This is a genomic window from Nocardioides zeae (assembly GCF_010686755.1).
In the GTDB taxonomy this organism is placed as follows: domain Bacteria; phylum Actinomycetota; class Actinomycetes; order Propionibacteriales; family Nocardioidaceae; genus Nocardioides; species Nocardioides zeae.
Window position 1 is genome coordinate 87,196 of sequence record NZ_JAAGXA010000001.1, and the last position, 20,136, is coordinate 107,331.

The window sequence follows — 20,136 nt, forward strand, 5'->3', positions numbered from 1 at the left end:
GGACGGGCGGCGGGAACAGCGGCGGGACGAGCGGCTCAGCGGTGCGCGCCCTCCGCGGGCTGCACGAGCTCGACGAGCACGCCGCCCGCGTCCTTGGGGTGCACGAAGTTGATGCGGGAGTCGGACGTGCCGCGACGGGGCGCGTCGTAGAGCAGGCGGACGCCGCGCTCGCGCAGGATCGCCGAGACCTGCTCGACGTCGACCACCCGGTAGGCCAGCTGCTGCAGGCCGGGGCCCGAGCGGTCGAGGAACTTCGCGATGGTCGACTCGGGCGTCAGGGGGGCGAGCAACTGGATGAAGGAGCCGGAGTCGCCGACGGCCACCATCGCCTCGCGGACGCCCTGCTCCTCGTTGGTCTCGGTGTGGGCCACCTTCATGCCGAACGTCGTCTCGTAGAACGCCACGGCCTCGTCGAGGTCGGGGACGGCGATGCCGACGTGGTCGATGGCGATGAACAGGTGCTCGGGGATCTCCAGCGCTGCAGACATGGGCGCATGGTACGAGGCCGGGGCTCGCGGGGAGTGTGACGACCGCGACACCGACCGAGCGCACGGTCGCCCCTCGCCAGATAGGTGACGGCTCGTTAACCTAGACCGTCGCTCGCGTCGCAGCGGCACGTTCCTCACGCAGCGAACCCCCACCTCTGGAGGAGGACCTCATGACCACGTCCGTCATCGTCGCCGGTGCCCGCACCCCCATCGGCCGACTGCTCGGTGGCCTCAAGACGCTCACGGCAGCGGACCTCGGTGGCGTCGCCATCAAGGGCGCCCTGGAGAAGGCCGGCGTCGCGGGCGACGCGGTGGAGTACGTGATCATGGGCCAGGTGATCCAGGCCGGAGCCGGCCAGATCACCGCCCGCCAGGCGGCGGTCGCCGGCGGCATCCCCATGGACGTGCCCGCCCTGACCATCAACAAGGTCTGCCTCTCGGGCATCAACGCCGTCGCCCTGGCCGACCAGCTGATCCGCGCGGGCGAGCACGAGATCGTCGTGGCCGGCGGCATGGAGTCGATGACCCAGGCGCCCCACCTGCTGCCGAAGTCGCGCGAGGGCTTCAAGTACGGCGACACCGCGCTCGTCGACTCGATGGCCTACGACGCGCTCTACGACCAGTTCACGGACCAGCCGATGGGCGGCCTCACCGAGGCCCGCAACGTCGAGGCCGAGAAGCTGAGCCGGGAGGAGCAGGACGCGTTCTCCGCCCGCTCCCACCAGCTCGCCGCCGCCGCGCAGAAGAACGGCGTCTTCGACGACGAGATCGTCCCGGTCTCCATCCCGCAGCGGAAGGGCGACCCGATCGTCGTCTCCGCCGACGAGGGCGTGCGGGGCGACACCACCGCCGAGAGCCTCGCGAAGCTGCGCCCCGCGTTCAGCAAGGACGGCACGGTCACGGCCGGGTCGGCCTCGCAGATCTCCGACGGTGCGGCCGCCGTGGTCGTCATGTCGAAGGCGAAGGCCGAGGAGCTCGGCCTCTCCTGGATCGCCGAGATCGGTGCCTCCGGCCAGGTCGCCGGCCCCGACTCCACGCTGCAGGAGCAGCCCGCCAACGCGATCCTCAAGGCCGCGGAGAAGGAGGGCATCGCCGTCTCCGACATCGACCTCTTCGAGATGAACGAGGCCTTCGCGGCCGTCGGCATCGCCAGCGCCCGCAAGCTCGGCGTCTCCGAGGACAAGGTGAACGTCAACGGCGGCGCCATCGCGCTGGGCCACCCGGTCGGCATGTCCGGCGCCCGCATCGTGCTCCACCTGGCGCTCGAGCTGAAGCGTCGCGGCGGCGGCACCGGTGCGGCCGCCCTCTGCGGTGGCGGCGGCCAGGGCGACGCGCTCATCATCCGCGTCCCCGCGTGACGATCGCGTGATCGGAGGTCGCACCGGCGCCACGTCGGTCGCGGAGCTCGTCGAGGCCGCGCGGGGCGGTTCGCCCCGCGCGGTCGCGCGTCTCGTCTCGCTCGTGGAGGACGGGGCGTCGCGTCCCGACCGCGACGACCTGGCGGCGCGGCTGCGCGAGGCCATGGCGCTGCTGGCGCCCCACACCGGTCGCGCCCACGTCGTCGGCCTCACGGGCGCCCCCGGCGTCGGGAAGTCGACGTCGACGTCCGCCCTCGTGACGGAGCTGCGACGGCTCGGGCGCCGCGTGGGCGTGCTCGCCGTCGACCCGTCGTCGCCGTTCTCCGGTGGCGCGCTGCTCGGCGACCGGATCCGCATGGGCGACCACGCGACCGACGCGGGCGTCTACATCCGCTCGATGGCCTCGCGCGGCCACCTGGGTGGCCTGGCGTGGAGCACCCCGCAGGCGCTGCGCGTGCTCGACGCCGCCGGCTTCGACGTCGTCCTGGTCGAGACGGTCGGCGTCGGGCAGAGCGAGGTCGAGATCGCCGGTCTCGCCGACACCACCGTCGTGCTGCTCGCCCCCGGCATGGGAGACGGCATCCAGGCCGCGAAGGCCGGCATCCTCGAGGTCGGCGACCTCTACGTCGTCAACAAGGCCGACCGCGACGGCGCCGACCAGGTACGCCGCGAGCTGCGCGGCATGCTCAACCTGGCCGACCGTCCGGCCGACGCCTGGAAGCAGCCGATCCTGCCGACCGTCGCGCAGACCGGCGAGGGCGTGGCCGCCGTCGCCGAGCAGCTCGACGCGCACCGGGCGTGGCTCGCCGACACCGGCGCGCTCGACCGCCGTCGTCGGCGCCGGGCCCGGGCGGAGGTCGAGGCGATCGCGATGACCGCGCTGCGGCGTACGTGGGCGGGCTTCGCCGGCGGCGCCTCCCTCGACGACCTCGCCGACGACGTGGTCGCCGGCCGCCGGGACCCGTACGCCGCGGCCGACCGCCTCCTCGACACGACGGCGAACGGCTGAGGTTCTGTCCCGCCCGGGCGCGCCTTCGTCGCTCATCGGGTCCGACTTGGTAGAAACATGCCGGTCTGTGTCCGGGAACGAGAGGAGCTGAGTGCCGTGAAGAAGGTGATCCTTCTGCTGCTCGTCGTGTTCCTCGGGTTCTGGATGTTCACCGACCCGCAGGGTCTGGCCGCGACCGCCCGCGAGGGTGGCGGCGGTGCCTGGGACGGGCTCGTGTCGGTCTTCGAGGCCACGATCCGCTTCCTCGGCGCCCTCTTCTGAGGGCGGGAGCGTGGACGCGTGGGACTGCTGGCGGCCCTGACCGACCCCGACATCGGCAAGCACCTGCTCCGTGAGGAGGGCGAGGTGATCGTCGACGAGGTGCGGCACCACTGGGTCGCGTTCATCGTGCCGGGACTCGTTCTCCTGGCCGCCCTGCTGCTGCTCGTCTCCGTGCCCTTCATCCCCCTCGACTGGGGTTGGTTCCCGCTGCTGCTGGCCCTCGGCGTCGCCCTGTACGGCGGGTACCGCGGCCTCAGCGTCCACATGGACCGCTTCGTGATCACCAACATGCGGGTCTACCGGGTGCACGGCGTCTTCTCCCAGCAGCTCGCGACCATGCCGCTGACGCGCATCCTCGACATCACGGTGAAGAAGCCCTTCATCGGTCGGCTGCTCGGCTACGGCCACTTCGTGTTCGAGTCGGCGGCCCAGGCGCAGGGCCTGCGCGACATCCGCACCGTGGCGCGTCCCGACGAGCGCGACATGGCCATCCAGCGCGTCGTGCAGCGCTCCGGCGTGCGCGGCCGACCCCAGGTGAACTGATGGGCCTGCCGTTCGATCCCATCGCCGAGGCGCGGCGCCAGTGGGACCTGCGCTGGACGGGCGGCGAGGCGATGCACGCCGTCACCTCCCTCATGCGGGTGCAGCAGCTCGTGATCGGGCGCCTGGACGCCCTGCTGAAGCCGCACGGCCTGACCTTCGCCCGCTACGAGGCGCTCGTGCTCCTCGTCTTCTCCTCCCGGGGCGCGCTGCCGCTCGGCAAGATGGGGGAGCGCCTCCAGGTGCACCCCACCTCCGTCACGTCGATCATCAACCGCCTCGAGGCCGCCGGGCTGGTGGAGCGTCGTCCGCACCCCGGCGACCGGCGCGCGACCCTCGCCGCGATCACGGACGAGGGGCGGGCGCTCGTCGAGCGGGCGACCGCGGACCTCCTCGCCGCGGACTTCGCGCTCGGTGCCCTCGGGGGTGCCGAGCAACGCGCCCTGTCCGACCTGTTGGCGCCCGTGCGCCGTGATGCCGGAGACTTCTGACGTGCGTCCCTCCCCCACCGCCCGCCGCCTGCTGTTGGCCGCCGCCCTCGTGCTGCCCGCGAGTGCCTCCGGAGCCGTGCTGCCGCTCGGCCCGGCTGCCGCCGCCGAGCCGGACACGCAGCTCGTGCTCCCCGACGACGCGCCCGCGGTGGACGGCACGGACGCCGGTGCGCCCACGACCCTGCCGCGGGGCTGGAGCCGCACGACACTGGGCGGTGACGGGGCCATCGGCTACTTCGAGGTGCGCCGGGAGCAGGAGGGCAGCACGATCCACGTCGCCGCCGTCACGCCCGGCGCGAGCCCGGACAGCTCCGAGTCCGTCACCGTCGACGTCGAGACCTCCGACGCGTCCTACTGCGCCTCGGCGACGGGGTCGCGCTCGGAGGACGAGCTCGGCCTGGTGACGGCGTCGACCCTCGTCGGTCCGGAGGACCCGCTGGAGGCGTCCTCGGGCGCTGCGGCGGACGAGCCGTGCGTCGAGGCCTCGAGCCTCCAGGTCGAGCTCAAGCGGGGGGCCAGCGCCGGCTCCGCTGCGACCGAGGTGTGGTTCCGCGTCGTCGAGGAGTCCCCGGTCCCCGACGTCGACGGTCTCGCCGACCCGGCCCGCGCCGAGCGTGACCAGGTGGACGTCTCGGGTGAGCCCGAGGACCGACCGGGCGGGCGCGACGTCGCCGACGCTCCGCTCGTCGGGGACGGGATCTGGCGCGGGACGGTGCCGGCGGGTGGTCAGGTCGCGTACCGCGTGGCCGTCGCCGAGGGCCAGACGCTCCGGGCCGAGGTGGTGAGCCCGGCGCTCTCCGCCGACGACGCCACCGAGCTGGGCTACGGCACCGACATCGCCCTCACCCTCCGTGACCCCGTGCTCTCCGCGGAGCGCACGCTCAACGACTACGGCTCGCTGGGCTCCGAGCCCGCGCGCGCCCAGGCGGCCGCCGGGCCGGTGCTGCACCGCAACCGGTTCGACTCCTTCGAGGGGCCCTACCTGCCCGGGGAGTACCTGGTGGTCATCTCGATGGGCACCGTCGACCTCGACGGGCTGGACGACGTGCCGTACACGCTGCGCGTGGGCGTCGAGGGCGAGCCGGCCACGGTCGAGCACACCACCGAGCCCCCGTTCCTCGCCGGGAGCGAGGCGACCGACACCGTGCTGCTCGGTGCGCCGGCCCCGGCGGACGACGCGTCCTCCTCGACCGTGCAGTACGTCGCGGGTGGCGCGCTCGTCGCTCTGGGCCTCGTGCTCGCCGCCGGCGGGGGGCTGCTGGTGCGGCGTCAGGCCGTCAGCAGCAGGTAGATCCCCGCGACGACCGCGACCAGGCCGAGCAGGAGGAGCGCGACACCGGGCACGGACACGCCGCGGCGCGGCGCAGCGGCGGGACGCTGCCCACCGCGGTCCACGCGGGTGCCGCCGTCGACGCGGGTCGCGCCCGCGCCGTGGACGAGGGTGCCCCCCACCTGGGTCGGCGCGCCGTGGGCTGCCGTCACGTCGGTGGGGCCGGACGGCGCCGACCAGCTGACCCCCGCCGGCCCGGTGGCGTCGAGCGCGAGCCGCTGCGGGACGACCACGGGCACGTCGCCGGCCGGCTGGTCGAGCAGCCGCAGCTCGCGGAGCGCGGCGCGGAGCGACCCGGCGTCCTGGTAGCGGTCGGCGGGCTCCTCGGCGGCGGCGCGTGCCAGCACGGTCGCGAGCCGCTCGGCGACGTCCCGCGGCTCGGGGAGCGCGTCGTCGGCCACGGCGGTGCTGCCCTTCTCGGGGCGCACCCCGGTGAGCATCTCGAGACCGACCCGGCCCACGGCGTACACGTCCTGGCGGGGGTCGGGGTCGCCCCCGTGCCACTGCTCGGGCGCCATGTAGCCGGGCGAGCCGACGGCCATCGGGCCGTGGGTGAGGCGCGGCTCGTCGACCGGGACGGCGATGCCGAAGTCGGTGAGGCGCAGGTGGGGCCACCCGGTGCCGGTGGGCTCGAGCAGCAGGTTGGCCGGCTTGACGTCACGGTGGACGACGCCGGCGGCGTGCACGGCCTCCAGCGCCTCGAGCAGCTGGTCGAGCAGCACGCCCACCCACGGCAGCGGCAGCGCTCCCCGCTCCTTGAGGAGGTCGGCGACCGAGCCGCCGGCCACGAGAGGCATCGTGAAGAGGACGCGGTCGTCCATGCCGGCCCACGACTCCGGCGTGACGACGTGGGGGTGGGCGATGCGCACCGACTGCTCGCGCACGAAGCGCAGCAGCGAGGCCGCGTCGGACTGGCGGAGGATCTTCGCGGCCTTGACGCGTCCGTCCGAACGGTCGTGGACCGTCCACACGGCACCCATGCCGCCCATGCCGATCGGCTCGATCAGCTCGTAGCGCCCCGCGAAGACCTCACCCACGCGCCCCAGCCTAGGGCGTGGCGGGCCCCCGGCTCAGCCGACCCGCAGCGTCTGGCCGGTCAGACCGGCCGCACCGGCGCTCGCGAGGAACTGCACGAGGTCGACGACGGCCGCCCGGGTCGCCTCGGTCAGGCTGCCGCGCACGCGGCGGGGCCGGGCCAGCAGGGTGCCCGAGCTGCGGGGGGCGTGGCGCTCGATCTGCACGTGGTACGCCGGGCCCTGCGTCGGGTTGGCGAGGCACCCGTTCACCCGCACCCCGTGTCGGTCCAAGCCGCCCGCGAGACCCGCGACCGCGCGGTGGAACGCGTCCTCCGCGTCCGGACCGTCGCCCGCCAGCGCCCACCAGCGGGCCGCCGCGGGGGTGAGGACGACCGCGCCGCCGCCCTGGGCGACGCTCGCGGACAGGGCGGGACGGAGGCGGCGCACCGCCTGCGTCGGCCCGGCCAGGCCGAGGCGACAGGCCTCGACGACGAACTCGCGGTCCGCGTGCCCGAGGTGCCGCGGCAGCTCCGGCGCCGACGCGACGACGAGGACGTCGAGCCGGTCCGTACCGGTCGCGAAGTCGGCGATCGCCTCCGGGTGGTCCAGCGCGAGGGGGCGGTAGCGGAACCGGGAGAGGTCGGCGTCGTAGAAGCCGGTGAGGTGCTGGGCGCCGGTCACGGTCACGTCGGCGCCGGCGTCGGCGAACGCGTGGGCGATCGCCAGCCCGGTGCCCTGGGTGCCGCCGAGCACGGCGACCCGGTGGCCGGAGTAGTCGTAGCGGGGGTAGTTCAACGCAGTCCCTGTCTTCCCGAGATGTCGACGAGGAGCGACCATCATGCACGACCCGCGCCGCGGTGGTCACCCTGCGGACGCCCTCCCCGCAGGTCCCTCGGACGATCCGCCACAATGGCGCCCATGACGCAGCGACCGTTCTCCCGTCCTGGTGCGATCGACCTGTCGAGCCTCAAGCGTCCGGCGGGCGCGCCGGCTCCCGGCTCCGCCCCGGGCGGGCCCGGGGCCGCTCCCGGCGCGCCGTCCGGTGGCGAGGGGGGCGCGGTCGCGCCGTACGCGCTCACCGTCGACGAGCAGAACTTCCAGACGGTGCTGGAGTCCTCGCGCACCGCTCCGGTGCTCCTCGTGTTCTTCTCGCGCACCCGGATGCCGGAGAGCGGCCAGCTCGCCGACGACCTCGCCGAGCTGTCGAGCGAGTTCGAGGGACGGTTCCTCCTCGGCCTCGTCGACATCGACGCGACCCCCCAGATCGCGCAGGCCATGCAGATCCCGTCGATCCCGCTCGTCGTCGCGGTGCTCGACGGTCGACCGATGCCGCTGTTCCAGGACGTCGTGCCGCTCGAGGAGCTGCGGGCCGCGCTCACCCAGGTGATGCAGCAGCTGGTGGCCCAGGGCGTGACGACCCGCCACCAGCCCCGGTCCGCGGCGCCCGTCGTCGAGGGCGACGACGAGCCGGCGCTCGACCCGCGGTTCGCGGCCGCCGAGGACGCGATCGCGTCGGGTGACGCGGCGGCGGCGGTGGCGGAGTACGAGAAGCTGGTCGCCGCCAACCCCGCCGACGCCGAGGCCGCGGTGGGCCTCGCCCGGGCCAAGCTCCTCCAGCGCACCGCGGACGCCGACCTCAACGCCGCCCGCGCCGCCGCGGCCGCGGCCCCCGAGGACGTCGACGCCCAGCTCCTCGTCGCCGACCTCGACCTCCTCGGCGGGCACGTCGACGACGCGTTCGCGCGGCTCATCGACGTCGTGCGACGCACGGCGGGCGACGAGCGCGAGCGCGCGCGCCAGCACCTCGTCGAGCTCTTCGGTGTGGTCGGCACCAGCGACCCGCGGGTGGCGCGCGGCCGTCAGCAGCTGGCGTCCGCGCTGTTCTGAGTGCCGGCTGGCTGGGGCCGCCTCCGGACGTCATGCGAGTCGCGGTCCGGGGGCGCCGGGGCGCATGACGTCCTGAGTGGGGGTGGCTTGGGGCCGGGCGGTGGGCGCGGATGTGTGCGGTTGGGGGTGGTCCGGTTCGGTCGGGGGTGCACCAGGCGCACAGTTCGGGGAGCCTCCGGACGTCATGCGAGTCGCTGGTCGGGGGCGCCGGGGCGCATGACGTCTCGAGTGGGGGTGGCTTGGGGCCGGGCGGTGGGCGCGGAAGTGTGCGGTTGGGGGTGGTCCGGTTGGGTCGGGGGTGCACCAGGCGCACAGTTCGGGGAGCCTTCGGACGTCATGCGAGTCGCTGGTCGGGGGCGCCGGGGCGCATGACGTCCTGAGTGGGGGTGGCTTGGGGCCGGGCGGTGGGCGCGGAAGTGTGCGGTTGGGGGTGGTCCGGTTCGGTCGGGGGTGCACCAGGCGCACAGTTCGGAGAGCCTTCGGACGTCATGCGAGTCGCTGGTCGGGGGCCCCGGGGCGCATGACGTCCTGAGTGGGGGTGGCTTGGGGCCGGGCGGTGGGCGCGGAAGTGTGCGGTTGGGGATGGTCCGGTTCGGTCGGGGGTGCACCAGGCGCACAGTTCGGGGAGCCTCCGGACGTCATGCGAGTCGCTGGTCGGGGGCGCCGGGGCGCATGACGTCCCGGGTGGGTGCGAGGACGAGACCACACCGGACGATCGCACCGGACGATCACGCCAGGCGGTCAGGCTGCGGCGGCCCAGCTGCGACGCAGCTCGTCGACCACCGCTGCCACGGCGGGCGACCCGGCGAGGGTGCGCCGGTGCAGCACGGTCACCGTGCGGGTGGGCGCCGGGTCGGTGACCCCGAGCGCCACCAGGTCGTCGCCCAGCGGTGCCCGGCCGAGGCGGGGGACGAGCGCCGTGCCGAGACCGGCGGAGACGAGCGCCAGGTGGCACTCGAACTCGCGTGACTGGTGGGCGATGCGGGGGCGTCGGCCGGTGCCGTCGTGCATGCGCTCGAGCCACTGGCGGCAGATGGTGCCGGGGGGCGTCGCGACCCAGTCCTCGTTCGCGAGGTCGGCGGCGGTGACGCTGCCGCGCCCGGCCAGCGGGTGGTCGCGACGCACGATGGCGTGGGCGGGGTCGCGTCCCAGCTCGGTGGCCACCACGTGCTCCGGCACCGCCAGGGCGACGTCGCCCCAGGCGTGCGCGACGGCGACCTCCACCCGTCCGCGCGCCACGAGGTCGACCCCGTCCCACGGCTCCTCCTCGCTCAGCGTCACCCGGAGGTCGGGGTGGGCGTCGAGCAGGCGTCGGGTCGTGGGCGCGGCGAGGCCGCGCATCGCGGTGGAGAAGCAGGCGAGGCGCACGTGCCCCGCGACGGTGCGGGAGTACGCGTGGAGGTCGGCCTCCACGCGCTCGAGGTCGGCGAGCAGCCGGGCCCCGTCGTCGACGAGGCGGCGCCCGGCGCCCGTGAGCAGCACCCCACGCCCGACCCGCTCGAGGAGCTCGACGCCCGCCTGCTTCTCGAGACGCTTCACCTGCTGCGAGACGGCGCTCGGCGTGAAGCCCAGGGCGTCGGCCGCGGCGACGACGGAGCCGTGCTCGTCGATCGCGCGCAGGGACTGGAGGGCGCCCAGATCGATCATGAAGCGAACCTACATCGTTCCGTGCGGAATCATTCGCTGGTGCTGCACGGTCACGGTGGTCGAGCATGGACCCATGAGCCGTCGTGACGCGCTGCTGGCGCTGCTGGTCGCCTTCCTGTGGGGACTGAACTTCGTCGTCATCGAGTGGGGGATGGCGGGCATCCCGCCGCTGCTGTTCCTCGCCCTGCGCTTCACGGTCGTGGTCCTCCCGGCCGTGCTCCTCGTGCCTCGCCCCGACCTGCCGTGGACGGCCATCGCCCGCGTCGGCCTGCTGATGTCGCTCGGCCAGTTCGGGTTCCTGTACGCCGCGATGCACGCCGGCATGCCGCCGGGGCTCGCCGCGCTCGTGCTGCAGGCCCAGGTGCTCCTCACCATCGTCATCGCGGCCGGTGTGCTGGGGGAGCGGCCCAGCGCCCGCCAGGCCCTCGGGGTGGTCGTCGGTAGCCTCGGGCTCGCCGTCGTCGCGGTCGGCCGCGACGTGACGACGCCGCTCCTGGCGTTGCTGCTGTGCCTCGCCGGCGCGCTCTCGTGGGCGGCGGGCAACGTGGCCGCCCGGGCGGCCGGCGCGGTCGGCGGGCTGTCGCTGACGGTGTGGTCGGGCCTCGTCGTACCCGTCCCGGCGCTGGGGCTGTCGCTCCTGCTCGACGGTCCTGCGGCGGTCGGGGCCGGGTTCGCCGCGATCGGCGTCCCGGCGCTGCTCTCGACCCTCTACACGGCGGTGCTCGCGTCGCTGGTGGGCTACGGGATCTTCACCAGCCTCCTCGGCCGCTACCCCGCGGGCAAGGTCGTGCCGTGGATCCTGCTCGTGCCGCCGGTCGCGATGACGTCGGCGTGGCTCCTGCTCGGGGACCGGCCGGCGCCGCTCGAGGTCGTCGGGGGCCTGGTGCTGCTCGCCGGGGCCGCGGTGGCGCTGGTGCCTGCGCGCCGGCGCCGCGAGGGCGTGGTCGTCGCGGTCGCGGCGGAGGGGGTGGCGCCGGTGCTTCAGCCCTCGCTGGAGCCGACGCCGTGCCGTCCGGACTCGGTGTAGGCCGGTGCGCCGCCGCCCAGGTTCTCGAGCGCGGCGACGACGCGGCGGGCCGTGAAGTCGGCGCACCGCTCGAGCACCTCCTCGGGGGTGCAGAAGGCGATGCCCTTGATCTCCTTCTCCTCCTTCACGACACGCGCGACGAGGTCGTCGCCGTCGTGGACGCCGCCGTCGAAGACGAGGGTGACCGCGTCGTCCCAGCCGCTCCACGGCGGCAGCCAGTCCGTCAGCAGCAACCGGCCCGCCGGGATCTCGAGGGCCAGCTCCTCGCGCACCTCGCGGGCGGTCGCCAGCTGGGGCGACTCGTTGACCTCCACGACGCCGCCCGGGAGGTCCCAGTCGCGCTTGTAGGTGAGCTGGCAGAGCAGCACCCGACCCTCGCGGTCGCGCACCAGCATCTGGCCGATCGCCCGCTTGCGCGGGAGGAACGAGTTGAGCAGGGCCCGGAACCCCTCCGGTGCGTCCGCCGGGACGTCGTCGGCGAGCCGGGCGTAGAGCACGTGGTCGACCGGTCCCTCCGGCAGCGGGATGCCCCGCAGCACGCCCTCGCGTCGCAGGCCCGACCACGTGGCCACGCGCTGCCCGAGGGCGTCGTCGGCGCGCACCCGGGCCTCGACCCGGGCGTGGTCGCCCAGCGCGGTCTCGACGGCGGTGCGCACGAGGCCGACCGCCGCGCTCCAACCGAGGTCGGTGACGGACGACCCCCACGCGACGTGGGCGACCCCCGGGGAGAGCGTGGTGACCGACACGGGGGCGGGGGCGGCACTCACGGTCGCCACCCTACCGACCTGCCGGAGGCGGTCAGACCTTCCGGAACCACACGCACGCCAGGGGCGGCACGACGATGTCGGCGTGGGCCGGCTGGCCGTGGTGCTCGCCCGCGACCGCCTCGACGGCGCCCAGGTTGCCGACCCCGGAGCCGGTGTAGCCCTCCGCGTCGGTGTTGAGCACCTCCTCCCAGCGGCCCTCGCTCGGCAGGCCGAGCCGGAAGTCCCGGTGGGGCACCGCCGAGAAGTTGGCCACGCAGACCACGTCCGGCGCGCCCGGCGTGCGCCGCACGAACGAGAACGTGTTGCGGGCCGCGTCGTTGGCGTCGATCCAGGAGAATCCCGACGGGTCGTTGTCGCTGCCGAACAGGGCGGGGGACGCGGCGTACACGTGGTTGAGGTCGCGCACGAGCGACTGGACGCCGCGGTGCTCCGGGTGGTCGAGCAACCACCAGTCGAGCTCGCGGGCCTCGGCCCACTCCGACTCCTGGCCCAGCTCGCAGCCCATGAACAGCAGCTGCTTGCCCGGGTGCGCCCACATGAAGGCCAGGTAGGCCCGCAGGTTCGCCAGCTGGCGCCACCGGTCACCCGGCATCTTGCGGAGCAGCGAGCCCTTGCCGTGGACGACCTCGTCGTGGCTGATGGGCAGCACGAAGTTCTCGGAGAACGCGTAGACCAGCGAGAACGTGAGCTCGCCGTGGTGGTAGGACCGGTGCACCGGGTCGTGGGCGACGTAGCCCAGCGAGTCGTGCATCCACCCCATGTTCCACTTGAAGCCGAAGCCGAGACCGTCGCTGCTGGTCGGCTTCGTGACCCCGGGCCACGAGGTCGACTCCTCGGCGATCATCACGGCGCCGGGCACCCGCTTGTAGACCGTCGCGTTGGTCTCCTGCAGCAGCTGCACCGCCTCGAGGTTCTCGCGGCCGCCGTGGACGTTCGGCGTCCACTCGCCCTCCTCGCGCGAGTAGTCGAGGTAGAGCATCGAGGCCACCCCGTCGACGCGCAGGCCGTCGGCGTGGAACTCCTCGAGCCAGAAGAGCGCGTTCGCCACGAGGAAGTTGCGCACCTCGCGCCGCCCGAAGTTGAAGATGTGGCTGCCCCACTCCTTGTGCCAGCCGCGCTGGGGGTTGGGGTCCTCGTAGAGCGGCGTGCCGTCGAACCGCACGAGCGCCCACTCGTCGGTGGCGAAGTGGCCCGGCACCCAGTCGAGGATGACGCCGATGCCGGCCTGGTGCAGCCGGTCGACGAGGCGCTTGAAGCCGTCGGGGTCGCCGAAGCGCGCGTCCGTCGCGTAGTACGACGTCACGTGGTAGCCCCACGAGCCGCCGAACGGGTGCTGCATCACCGGCATCAGCTCGACGTGCGTGAACCCGAGGTCGGCCAGGTACGGCACGAGCTCGTCGGCCAGCTCGTCGTAGCTCCGCCCGCGGCGCCACGAGGCCAGGTGCAGCTCGTAGATCGACATGGCCTCCGCGACCGGCTGCCTGCCGGCGCGGGCCGTCATCCACTCCTCGTCGTGCCACTCGTGGTGCGAGGTGTGCACGACCGACGCCGTGCGGGGAGCGACCTCGGTGTGGAACGCGAGGGGGTCCGCCTTCTCCCGCCACACCCCGTCGGCGCCGAGGACGTCGAGCTTGTAGCGCGCCCCGGCCCCCACGCCGGGGAGGAAGACCTCCCACACCCCGGACACGCCGAGCTGCCGCATCGGCAGCTCGCGCGAGTCCCAGGAGGAGAAGTCGCCCTTCACCCGTACGGCGCGGGCCTGGGGCGCCCAGACCGCGAACGAGGTCCCGTGCACGTCGCCGAGCTCGCCGGGGTAGTGGCGCACGTGGGCGCCGAGCACCGTCCAGAGCTGTTCGTGGCGGCCCTCGTTGACGAGGTGGAGGTCGGTCTCGCCGAGCGTCGGCAGGAACCGGTACGGGTCGTCGACCTCGACGGGCTCCTCCTCGCCGTACGCGATGCGGAGGCGGTAGTCGGGCACGTCGGCCACGGGCAGCACGCCGACCCAGATCCCGCCCCGCTCGTGGGTGAGCGGCACGGTGCCGCCCGCGTGGACGACCTCGATGCTGGTGGCGAGGTGCCGCAGCACCCGCACGGTGACGGCCCCGTCGTGCACGTGGGGCCCGAGCACGGTGTGGGGGTCGCCGTGCTCCCCGGCGACGAGGAGCTCGAGCTCCGCCACGTCGACAGGGGCAGGCCCCGGGGTCGGGCTGGAGGTGGAGGTCATGCGGCTCCGATCCGAGCGATCGCGGCCAGGGGGATGCCCACCCAGCCGGGGCGGTTGCGGGTCTCGTAGACGGTCTCGTAGACCGCCTTGTCCGCGACGTAGGCGCTGAGGAGGACCTCCTCGGCGGGGGTCAGTCCCCGTCCGGCGTAGCTCGCGAGGAACGCGCGGCGGTTGTGCCCGGCCCACTCCTCGGCGCGGTGGTGGCGCTGGCGGGCCGTCGCCTCGTCCGGTGCCTCCAGGGTGCGGGCGGCGACGCGGGGCGCGTAGTCGAACGACCGCAGCATCCCGGCGACGTCGCGCCACACGGAGTCGGGGCGCACGCGGTCGGCGAGCGGCTTGGCCGGCTCGCCCTCGAAGTCGACGATCTTCCAGCCCTTCGTGGTGCGCAGCGTCTGCCCGAGGTGCAGGTCGCCGTGCACGCGCTGCACGGGCACCTCGTCGAGCTGGGCGACCCGTGCGAACAGGCGGCGCAGGCCCTCGGCGTGCTCCTCCAGCTCGGGCACCACGGCGAGCGCGGCCTCGAGGCGCGCGGTCATGGCGGCGGCGAGGCCGGCGGTCGCGTCGCCGCGGCGTACCTCGACGGGGAAGTGGTGGGCGAGCGCGGCGTGCGTCTCGGCGAGCGCGACGCCCAGGCGGGCCGCCTCGCCGGCGAAGTCGCCGCCCACCTCGTCGGCGTGCAGGTCGGCCTCGGCGAAGAGGTTGCGGACGGAGGCCTGGGCGAGGTCCCACCCGTCGCTGGCCGTGCGGAGGAACTGCTGCAGCATCGCGAGCTGCACCACCCCGCCCTCGACGTCGACGTCGAGCCACCCGAACAGCTCCGCGGCGTGGGGGGAGCCGGCGCGGGTGAGCACCTCGTGCACCTCGACGTCGGGGTTCACGCCCGGCGTGACCTTGCGGAAGATCTTCATCAGCGCGTCCTCGCCGAACATCACCGACGAGTTCGACTGCTCCCCGCTGAAGAGGCTGGCGCGCGCGTCGACCTCGAGGTCGTAGCCCGGCAGGCGGTGGAAGTCGAGACCTCCGACCCGCCAGGCGCCCCCGGCCGCGCCGTTGCCGGCCCGGTCGAACGCCACGAGCCAGGCGTGCAGGGCCACGCGGTCGTGGGGCGCGTCGTAGACGTGGGCGTACGACGCGGAGCCGTCCGCGTCGGCCGGGAGGCCGGGCACGGCCCACCAGCCGACGAAGGCGTGGTCGAGGCGCTCCTGGCGGTCGCGGTAGCAGGACAGCGGCACCTGGTAGAGCTCGGTCGCCGCCTCGTGGCCGGCGCCGGGGTCGGCACCGGGGTCGGCCACGTCGGTGTAGGTCACCTCGACGAGCTCGACGACGACGAGGGGGTCCTCGGCGCCGCCGGTGCCGCCGAGGTCGCCCACGCGACGTACCGCGGAGACCGTGAACGGGCGGCCCTTGCCGCCGAACCAACGCGCGTGGGCGAGCAGGTCGGCGAGGCGCTCCTCGACGGTCTGGGCCGCTTCCGCGGTGGCGTCCGTCGGCGGGCCGGTCGGCGGGGTGCTCGTCGGGTCGGGTGTCTCGCTCATGCGGATCCTCCGGTGGTGGCGGAGTCGGGGGGCGTGATGCGGAACCAGTAGAAGCCGTACCCGCCGAGGGTGAGGAGGTAGGGCAGCTCGCCGATCCGGGGGAACGGCACGCCGCCGAGGGTCTCGACGAGGTCGCAGCCCTCGTAGCGGCGCAGGTCGAGCTCCACCGGCTGCGGGAACCGGGACAGGTTGTTGACGCACAGCACCACGTCGCGCTGCCCGTCGGCCCCGACGTGCTCGCGCACGAACGACAGCACGCTGGGGTTGGACCCGCCGAGGTCCTGGAAGTCGCCGAGGCCGAACGCCGGGTGGCCGCGCCGCACCTGCAGCAGCCGCCGCGTCCAGTGCAGCAGCGACGAGGAGTTCTCGAGCTGCGACTCGACGTTGACGCTCTGGTAGCCGTAGACCGGGTCCTGCACCAGCGGCAGGTAGAGCTTGCCGGGGTTGGCGACCGAGAAGCCGGCGTTGCGGTCGGGGGTCCACTGCATCGGCGTGCGCACGCCGTCGCGGTCACCGAGCCAGATGTTGTCGCCCATGCCGATCTCGTCGCCGTAGTAGAGCACCGGCGAGCCGGGCAGGGAGAGCAGCAGCGCGTTGAACAGCTCGAGGCGGTTGATGTCGTTGTCGAGCAGCGGCGCCAGCCGCCGCCGGATACCGATGTTGGCCTTCATCCGCGGGTCCTGCGCGTACTCGGCCCACATGTAGTCGCGGTCCTCGTCGGTCACCATCTCGAGCGTCAGCTCGTCGTGGTTGCGCAGGAAGATCCCCCACTGGCAGCTGTCGGGGATCGCCGGCGTCTGCTCGAGGATCTCCGAGATCGGGAACCGCGACTCGCGCCGCACCGCCATGAAGATGCGCGGCATCACGGGGAAGTGGAAGGCCATGTGGCACTCGTCGCCGCCGGCCTCGAAGTCGCCGAAGTACTCCACCACGTCGGCCGGCCACTGGTTGGCCTCGCAGAGCAGCACGCGTCCGGGGTAGTTCTCGTCGACGAACTTCCGCACCCGCTTGAGCACGCCGTGCGTCTCCGGGAGGTTCTCGCCGTTGGTGCCCTCGCGCTCGAAGAGGTAGGGCACGGCGTCGAGCCGGAAGCCGTCCATGCCCATGTCGAGCCAGAACGCCATCGCCTCGATCATCGCCTCCTCGACCTTGGGGTTGTCGAAGTTGAGGTCGGGCTGGTGCGAGAAGAAGCGGTGCCAGAAGTACTGCTGGCGCACCGGGTCCCACGTCCAGTTCGAGGGCTCGGTGTCCACGAAGATGATGCGCGCCTCGGAGTAGAGGTCGTCGTTGTCCGACCAGACGTAGAAGTCGCCGTACGGGCCGTCCGGGTCGGAGCGCGACGCCTGGAACCACGGGTGCGCGTCGCTCGTGTGGTTCATGACGAAGTCGATGATCACGCGGATGCCGCGCTTGTGGGCCTCGTCGAGGAAGTGCCGGAAGTCCTCGATCGTGCCGATCTCGGGGTGGACGCCGGTGTAGTCGGCCACGTCGTAGCCGCCGTCGCGCAGCGGCGAGGGGAAGAACGGCGGGATCCAGAGGCAGTCGACGCCCAGCCACGCGAGGTAGTCGAGCTTCTCCACGAGGCCGCGGAAGTCGCCCGTGCCGTCGCCGTTGGAGTCCTTGAACGAGCGCACGAGCACCTCGTAGAACACCGCGGTCTTGAACCACTCGGGCTCGATGTTGGCGATGGGCTCGGCGGGCTCGACGTCGGGGGCCTCGGGGACCTCGGGCACGTCGGTGGTGAGGGGCCCGTGGGGGAGCGGGTCGTCGTGGGCGGTCATCGCAGGCTCCTGAGGGTCAGCACGTGGGCCGGCTCGTGGCCCGGGTCGAGACGGACGTAGTTGTGCTCGCGCCAGGTCCACGTGTCGCCGGTGAAGGCGTCCGTGACCTCGTAGGCGTCGCCCCAGTCGAGACCGAGCGAGGGCATGTCCAGGTGGACGGTGGTCTCCCGCGTGGCGTGCGGGTCCAGGTTGATCACCACGATGACGACGTCGTCGGCTCCATCGGGCCCGCCGGTGCCCGTCGCGCGCTTCGAGTAGACCAGCACGTTCTCGTCGTCGCTGTGGTGGATGGTGAGGTTGCGGAGGAGCTGGAGGGAGCGGTGCTCGCGCCGCACCTCGTTGAGGCGGGTGAGGTACGGCGTCAGCGTGCGCCCCTCGGCCTCCGCGGTGTCCCAGTCGCGGATGCGGACCTGGTACTTCTCCGAGTCGAGGTACTCCTCGCTCCCCGGCTTGACCGCGACGTGCTCGAAGAGCTCGTAGCCCGCGTAGACGCCCCAGGTCGGGGAGCTGGTGGCGGCGAGAGCCGCACGGATCTTGAAGACCGCGGGACCGCCGTACTGCAACGAGGCGTGGAGGATGTCGGGGGTGTTGACGAAGAAGTTCGGCCGCATGAGGTGGTCGGTCTCGGAGCTGAGCTCGCGGAGGTAGTCCTCGATCTCCCACTTCGCGGTGCGCCACGTGAAGTAGGTGTAGGACTGGTGGAACCCGATCGCGCCGAGGCCCTGCATCATCGCCGGCTTCGTGAAGGCCTCGGCCAGGAAGAGGACGTCGGGGTCGGTGCGGCGCACCTCGCGCAGCAGCCACTCCCAGAACGCGACCGGCTTCGTGTGGGGGTTGTCCACGCGGAAGATCCGGACCCCGTGGCTCATCCAGAGCTTGACGATGCGGAGCACCTCGCGGCAGATGCCGGTCGGGTCGTTGTCGAAGTTGATCGGGTAGATGTCCTGGTACTTCTTCGGCGGGTTCTCGGCGTAGGCGATCGTGCCGTCCGCCCGCGTGGTGAACCACTCGGGGTTGCTCGTGACCCACGGGTGGTCGGGCGCGGCCTGGAGCGCGAGGTCGAGGGCGACCTCGAGCCCGAGCTCACCGGCGCGCGCGACGAACGCGTCGAAGTCGGCGAACGTGCCGAGGTCGGGGTGGATGGCGTCGTGCCCGCCGTCCTTCGAGCCGATGGCCCACGGCGAGCCCGGGTCGCCGGGCCCGGGGGTCAGGGTGTTGTTCGGGCCCTTGCGGTTGACCTCGCCGATCGGGTGGATCGGGGGCAGGTAGACGACGTCGAAGCCGGCCGCGGCCACGGCGTCGAGGCGCTGCGCGGCGGTGCGGAACGTGCCGGACACGACCGTGCCGTCGGCGTCGACGCGGGCGCCCTCGGAGCGGGGGAAGAACTCGTACCAGCTGCCGAAGAGGGCGCGGGGCCGGTCGGCGTAGAAGGGGTACGGGCCCTCCAGCGTCAGCAGCTCGCGGAGCGGGTGGGCGGTGAGCACCGCGGAGAGGGCGGGGTCCTGCAGCGCGGCGAGGCGGGCGCCGGCAGGGTCACCGGTCGCGGAGGCGGCCTCGAGGCCGGTGGTGACGACGGCGGTCTCCTCCGGCGTCAGGTCACCGGCCGCGAGCACGCGCTCGAGGAGCAGCCGCCCCTCGAGGAAGGTGAGCTCGACGTCGACCCCGGCGGGGATCTTCAGCCCGGCGGCGTGCTGCCACGTCGCGATCGGGTCCGACCACGACTGGATGCTGAACGTCCAGGCCCCCTCGACGTCGGGGGTGACGGTCGCGGCGTACTCGTTGGGCTCGGTGGGGTGGAGCTCCATCCGCACCGGTGCGCGTTGCCCCCCGGCGGGATCGGTGAGGACCACCTCGGCTCCGAGCTTGTCGTGACCCTCCCGGAAGACGGTGGCGGTCACGCGGAAGGGTTCGTCCCGGGTCGCCTTGGCCGGTTGGCGGCCGAGGTCGACGACGGGCGCGACGTTCATGACGGGGATGCGTCCGACCATGACCCCGAACCTAGTGGGTGGGGCCACGGGATCAGGAGGAGCGACGCGCCTTCCGGGCGCTCAGGAGAGCCATGACACGCGCGATGACCAGCGCGATGTAGAGCATCCCGGCGATCTGCTCGAGCATGACCACCGAGCGGGCGTGGGGGAGCACCGGCACCACGTCGGACAGGCCGGTGCTCGTCAGCGTCGTCACGGAGAGGAACAGCAGCTCCACCCAGCTGCGCTGCTGCTCGGGGTCGACCGCCGCGGTGAACGAGCCCGGCCAGACGACCTGGACCGCGATGTACAGGTAGGCGAAGCCCCAGGCCACGACGGTGAACGTCGCCCCGGTCGCCCAGATCTCGTCGTTGGTGACCTCGTCGTCGTGGAACATGTAACGGATCAGCGCCCACGCCGTGTAGAAGTAGAAGACCGCGTGGAGCAGCGACGAGCCGACCACGATGGCGCCGTTGTCGGGGCGCATCGCCTCGAGCACGGTCAGCACGACGAGGGGCCCGCCGAGCACCAGGGAGACCCAGGTCAGCGCCTGCGTCGCGCGCACCGCGAAGACCGCCAGCACCAGCACGAGCAGGCCGATCGTGCCGAAGGCGCCACGGCCCGTGCCGGAGTCGCCGAGGAACGGGTAGACCGCGATCCCGCCCAGCTGCGTGAGCATCAGCACCGCCGACGGGTGTGCGCGCAGCCAGTCCCAGCTGCCCGCGAGCGCGGAGGAAACGGATGGACCGGTCGAGGTCGCCACGGCGAGGATGCTGCCATGCCGGCTCGCGGACGCCCCTCGGCGCGC

The 20,136-nt window shown here is 73.4% G+C and carries 18 protein-coding genes; 8 read left to right on the top strand and 10 right to left on the bottom strand.

Annotated features, from left to right (window positions below):
• Positions 1 to 35 precede the first annotated feature (35 nt).
• Positions 36 to 488, bottom strand: coding sequence for a methylmalonyl-CoA epimerase (mce, locus tag G3T38_RS00470; protein ID WP_163770120.1), 453 nt, complete (start codon positions 486 to 488; stop codon positions 36 to 38).
• A gap of 170 nt (positions 489 to 658) precedes the next feature.
• On the opposite strand from mce, the gene G3T38_RS00475 reads away from it, so the two are divergent.
• From G3T38_RS00475 to G3T38_RS00500, 6 genes are all read left to right on the top strand, one after another.
• The gene (locus G3T38_RS00475; RefSeq protein WP_163770121.1) at positions 659 to 1,846 is read left to right on the top strand and encodes an acetyl-CoA C-acetyltransferase; all 1,188 of its coding nucleotides are present in this window, start codon (positions 659 to 661) and stop codon (positions 1,844 to 1,846) included.
• A 7-nt stretch (positions 1,847 to 1,853) separates the two neighbouring features.
• Positions 1,854 to 2,855 carry a methylmalonyl Co-A mutase-associated GTPase MeaB gene (gene meaB / locus G3T38_RS00480; RefSeq protein WP_338037368.1) on the top strand — a complete coding sequence of 334 codons (1,002 nt, stop codon included), beginning with the start codon at positions 1,854 to 1,856 and terminating at the stop codon, positions 2,853 to 2,855.
• 96 nt (positions 2,856 to 2,951) lie between these two features.
• Entirely contained in the window at positions 2,952 to 3,116 is a 165-nt protein-coding gene (locus G3T38_RS00485; RefSeq protein WP_163770122.1) for a hypothetical protein, read from the top strand.
• Positions 3,117 to 3,134: 18 nt separating this feature from the next.
• Positions 3,135 to 3,659, top strand: a complete 525-nt coding sequence (locus tag G3T38_RS00490; RefSeq protein ID WP_163770123.1) for a PH domain-containing protein — start codon at positions 3,135 to 3,137, stop codon at positions 3,657 to 3,659.
• Entirely contained in the window at positions 3,659 to 4,147 is a 489-nt protein-coding gene (locus tag G3T38_RS00495; protein ID WP_163770124.1) for a MarR family winged helix-turn-helix transcriptional regulator, read from the top strand. The genes G3T38_RS00490 and G3T38_RS00495 overlap by 1 nt, the downstream gene beginning before the upstream one ends.
• A 1-nt stretch (position 4,148) precedes the next feature.
• Complete coding sequence (locus G3T38_RS00500; protein WP_163770125.1) at positions 4,149 to 5,438, top strand: hypothetical protein; 1,290 nt, start codon at positions 4,149 to 4,151, stop codon at positions 5,436 to 5,438.
• On the opposite strand, the gene G3T38_RS20955 is transcribed toward G3T38_RS00500, so the two are convergent.
• Both G3T38_RS20955 and G3T38_RS00510 read right to left on the bottom strand, forming a co-directional pair.
• Positions 5,417 to 6,514 carry a serine/threonine-protein kinase gene (locus G3T38_RS20955; RefSeq protein ID WP_338037369.1) on the bottom strand — a complete coding sequence of 366 codons (1,098 nt, stop codon included), beginning with the start codon at positions 6,512 to 6,514 and terminating at the stop codon, positions 5,417 to 5,419. The genes G3T38_RS00500 and G3T38_RS20955 overlap by 22 nt on opposite strands.
• Positions 6,515 to 6,547: 33 nt before the next feature.
• Positions 6,548 to 7,288, bottom strand: a complete 741-nt coding sequence (locus G3T38_RS00510; protein ID WP_163770126.1) for an SDR family oxidoreductase — start codon at positions 7,286 to 7,288, stop codon at positions 6,548 to 6,550.
• Positions 7,289 to 7,411: 123 nt separating this feature from the next.
• Between G3T38_RS00510 and G3T38_RS00515 the strand changes: the two genes are divergently transcribed.
• Positions 7,412 to 8,380, top strand: coding sequence for a tetratricopeptide repeat protein (locus G3T38_RS00515; RefSeq protein ID WP_163770127.1), 969 nt, complete (start codon positions 7,412 to 7,414; stop codon positions 8,378 to 8,380).
• Positions 8,381 to 9,121: 741 nt separating this feature from the next.
• Here the strand turns inward: G3T38_RS00515 and G3T38_RS00520 are convergent.
• Positions 9,122 to 10,027 carry a LysR family transcriptional regulator gene (locus G3T38_RS00520; protein WP_163770128.1) on the bottom strand — a complete coding sequence of 302 codons (906 nt, stop codon included), beginning with the start codon at positions 10,025 to 10,027 and terminating at the stop codon, positions 9,122 to 9,124.
• Between the two features lie 73 nt (positions 10,028 to 10,100).
• Between G3T38_RS00520 and G3T38_RS00525 the strand changes: the two genes are divergently transcribed.
• Complete coding sequence (locus tag G3T38_RS00525) at positions 10,101 to 11,054, top strand: EamA family transporter (RefSeq protein ID WP_163770129.1); 954 nt, start codon at positions 10,101 to 10,103, stop codon at positions 11,052 to 11,054.
• Here G3T38_RS00525 and G3T38_RS22415 read toward each other — a convergent pair.
• From G3T38_RS22415 to G3T38_RS00555, 6 genes are read right to left on the bottom strand one after another with little or no spacing between them, the layout of a single operon-like run.
• Positions 11,009 to 11,821: an NUDIX hydrolase gene (locus G3T38_RS22415; protein WP_338037370.1), complete on the bottom strand. Its 813-nt coding sequence runs from the start codon at positions 11,819 to 11,821 to the stop codon at positions 11,009 to 11,011. The two genes, G3T38_RS00525 and G3T38_RS22415, sit on opposite strands and share 46 nt — an antisense overlap.
• A 31-nt stretch (positions 11,822 to 11,852) precedes the next feature.
• Complete coding sequence (gene glgB / locus G3T38_RS00535) at positions 11,853 to 14,045, bottom strand: 1,4-alpha-glucan branching protein GlgB (RefSeq protein ID WP_163770130.1); 2,193 nt, start codon at positions 14,043 to 14,045, stop codon at positions 11,853 to 11,855.
• Positions 14,042 to 15,580, bottom strand: coding sequence for a maltokinase N-terminal cap-like domain-containing protein (locus G3T38_RS00540; protein WP_163770131.1), 1,539 nt, complete (start codon positions 15,578 to 15,580; stop codon positions 14,042 to 14,044). Before G3T38_RS00540 ends, glgB begins: the two co-directional genes overlap by 4 nt.
• Positions 15,577 to 17,361, bottom strand: coding sequence for a maltose alpha-D-glucosyltransferase (treS, locus tag G3T38_RS00545; protein ID WP_163770132.1), 1,785 nt, complete (start codon positions 17,359 to 17,361; stop codon positions 15,577 to 15,579). The genes G3T38_RS00540 and treS overlap by 4 nt, the downstream gene beginning before the upstream one ends.
• Positions 17,358 to 19,349, bottom strand: a complete 1,992-nt coding sequence (locus G3T38_RS00550) for an alpha-1,4-glucan--maltose-1-phosphate maltosyltransferase (RefSeq protein ID WP_163770133.1) — start codon at positions 19,347 to 19,349, stop codon at positions 17,358 to 17,360. Before G3T38_RS00550 ends, treS begins: the two co-directional genes overlap by 4 nt.
• A 31-nt stretch (positions 19,350 to 19,380) precedes the next feature.
• Positions 19,381 to 20,091 (bottom strand): ion channel, encoded by a 711-nt coding sequence (locus tag G3T38_RS00555; RefSeq protein ID WP_338037371.1) that lies wholly within the window; start codon positions 20,089 to 20,091, stop codon positions 19,381 to 19,383.
• Positions 20,092 to 20,136: the final 45 nt, after the last annotated feature.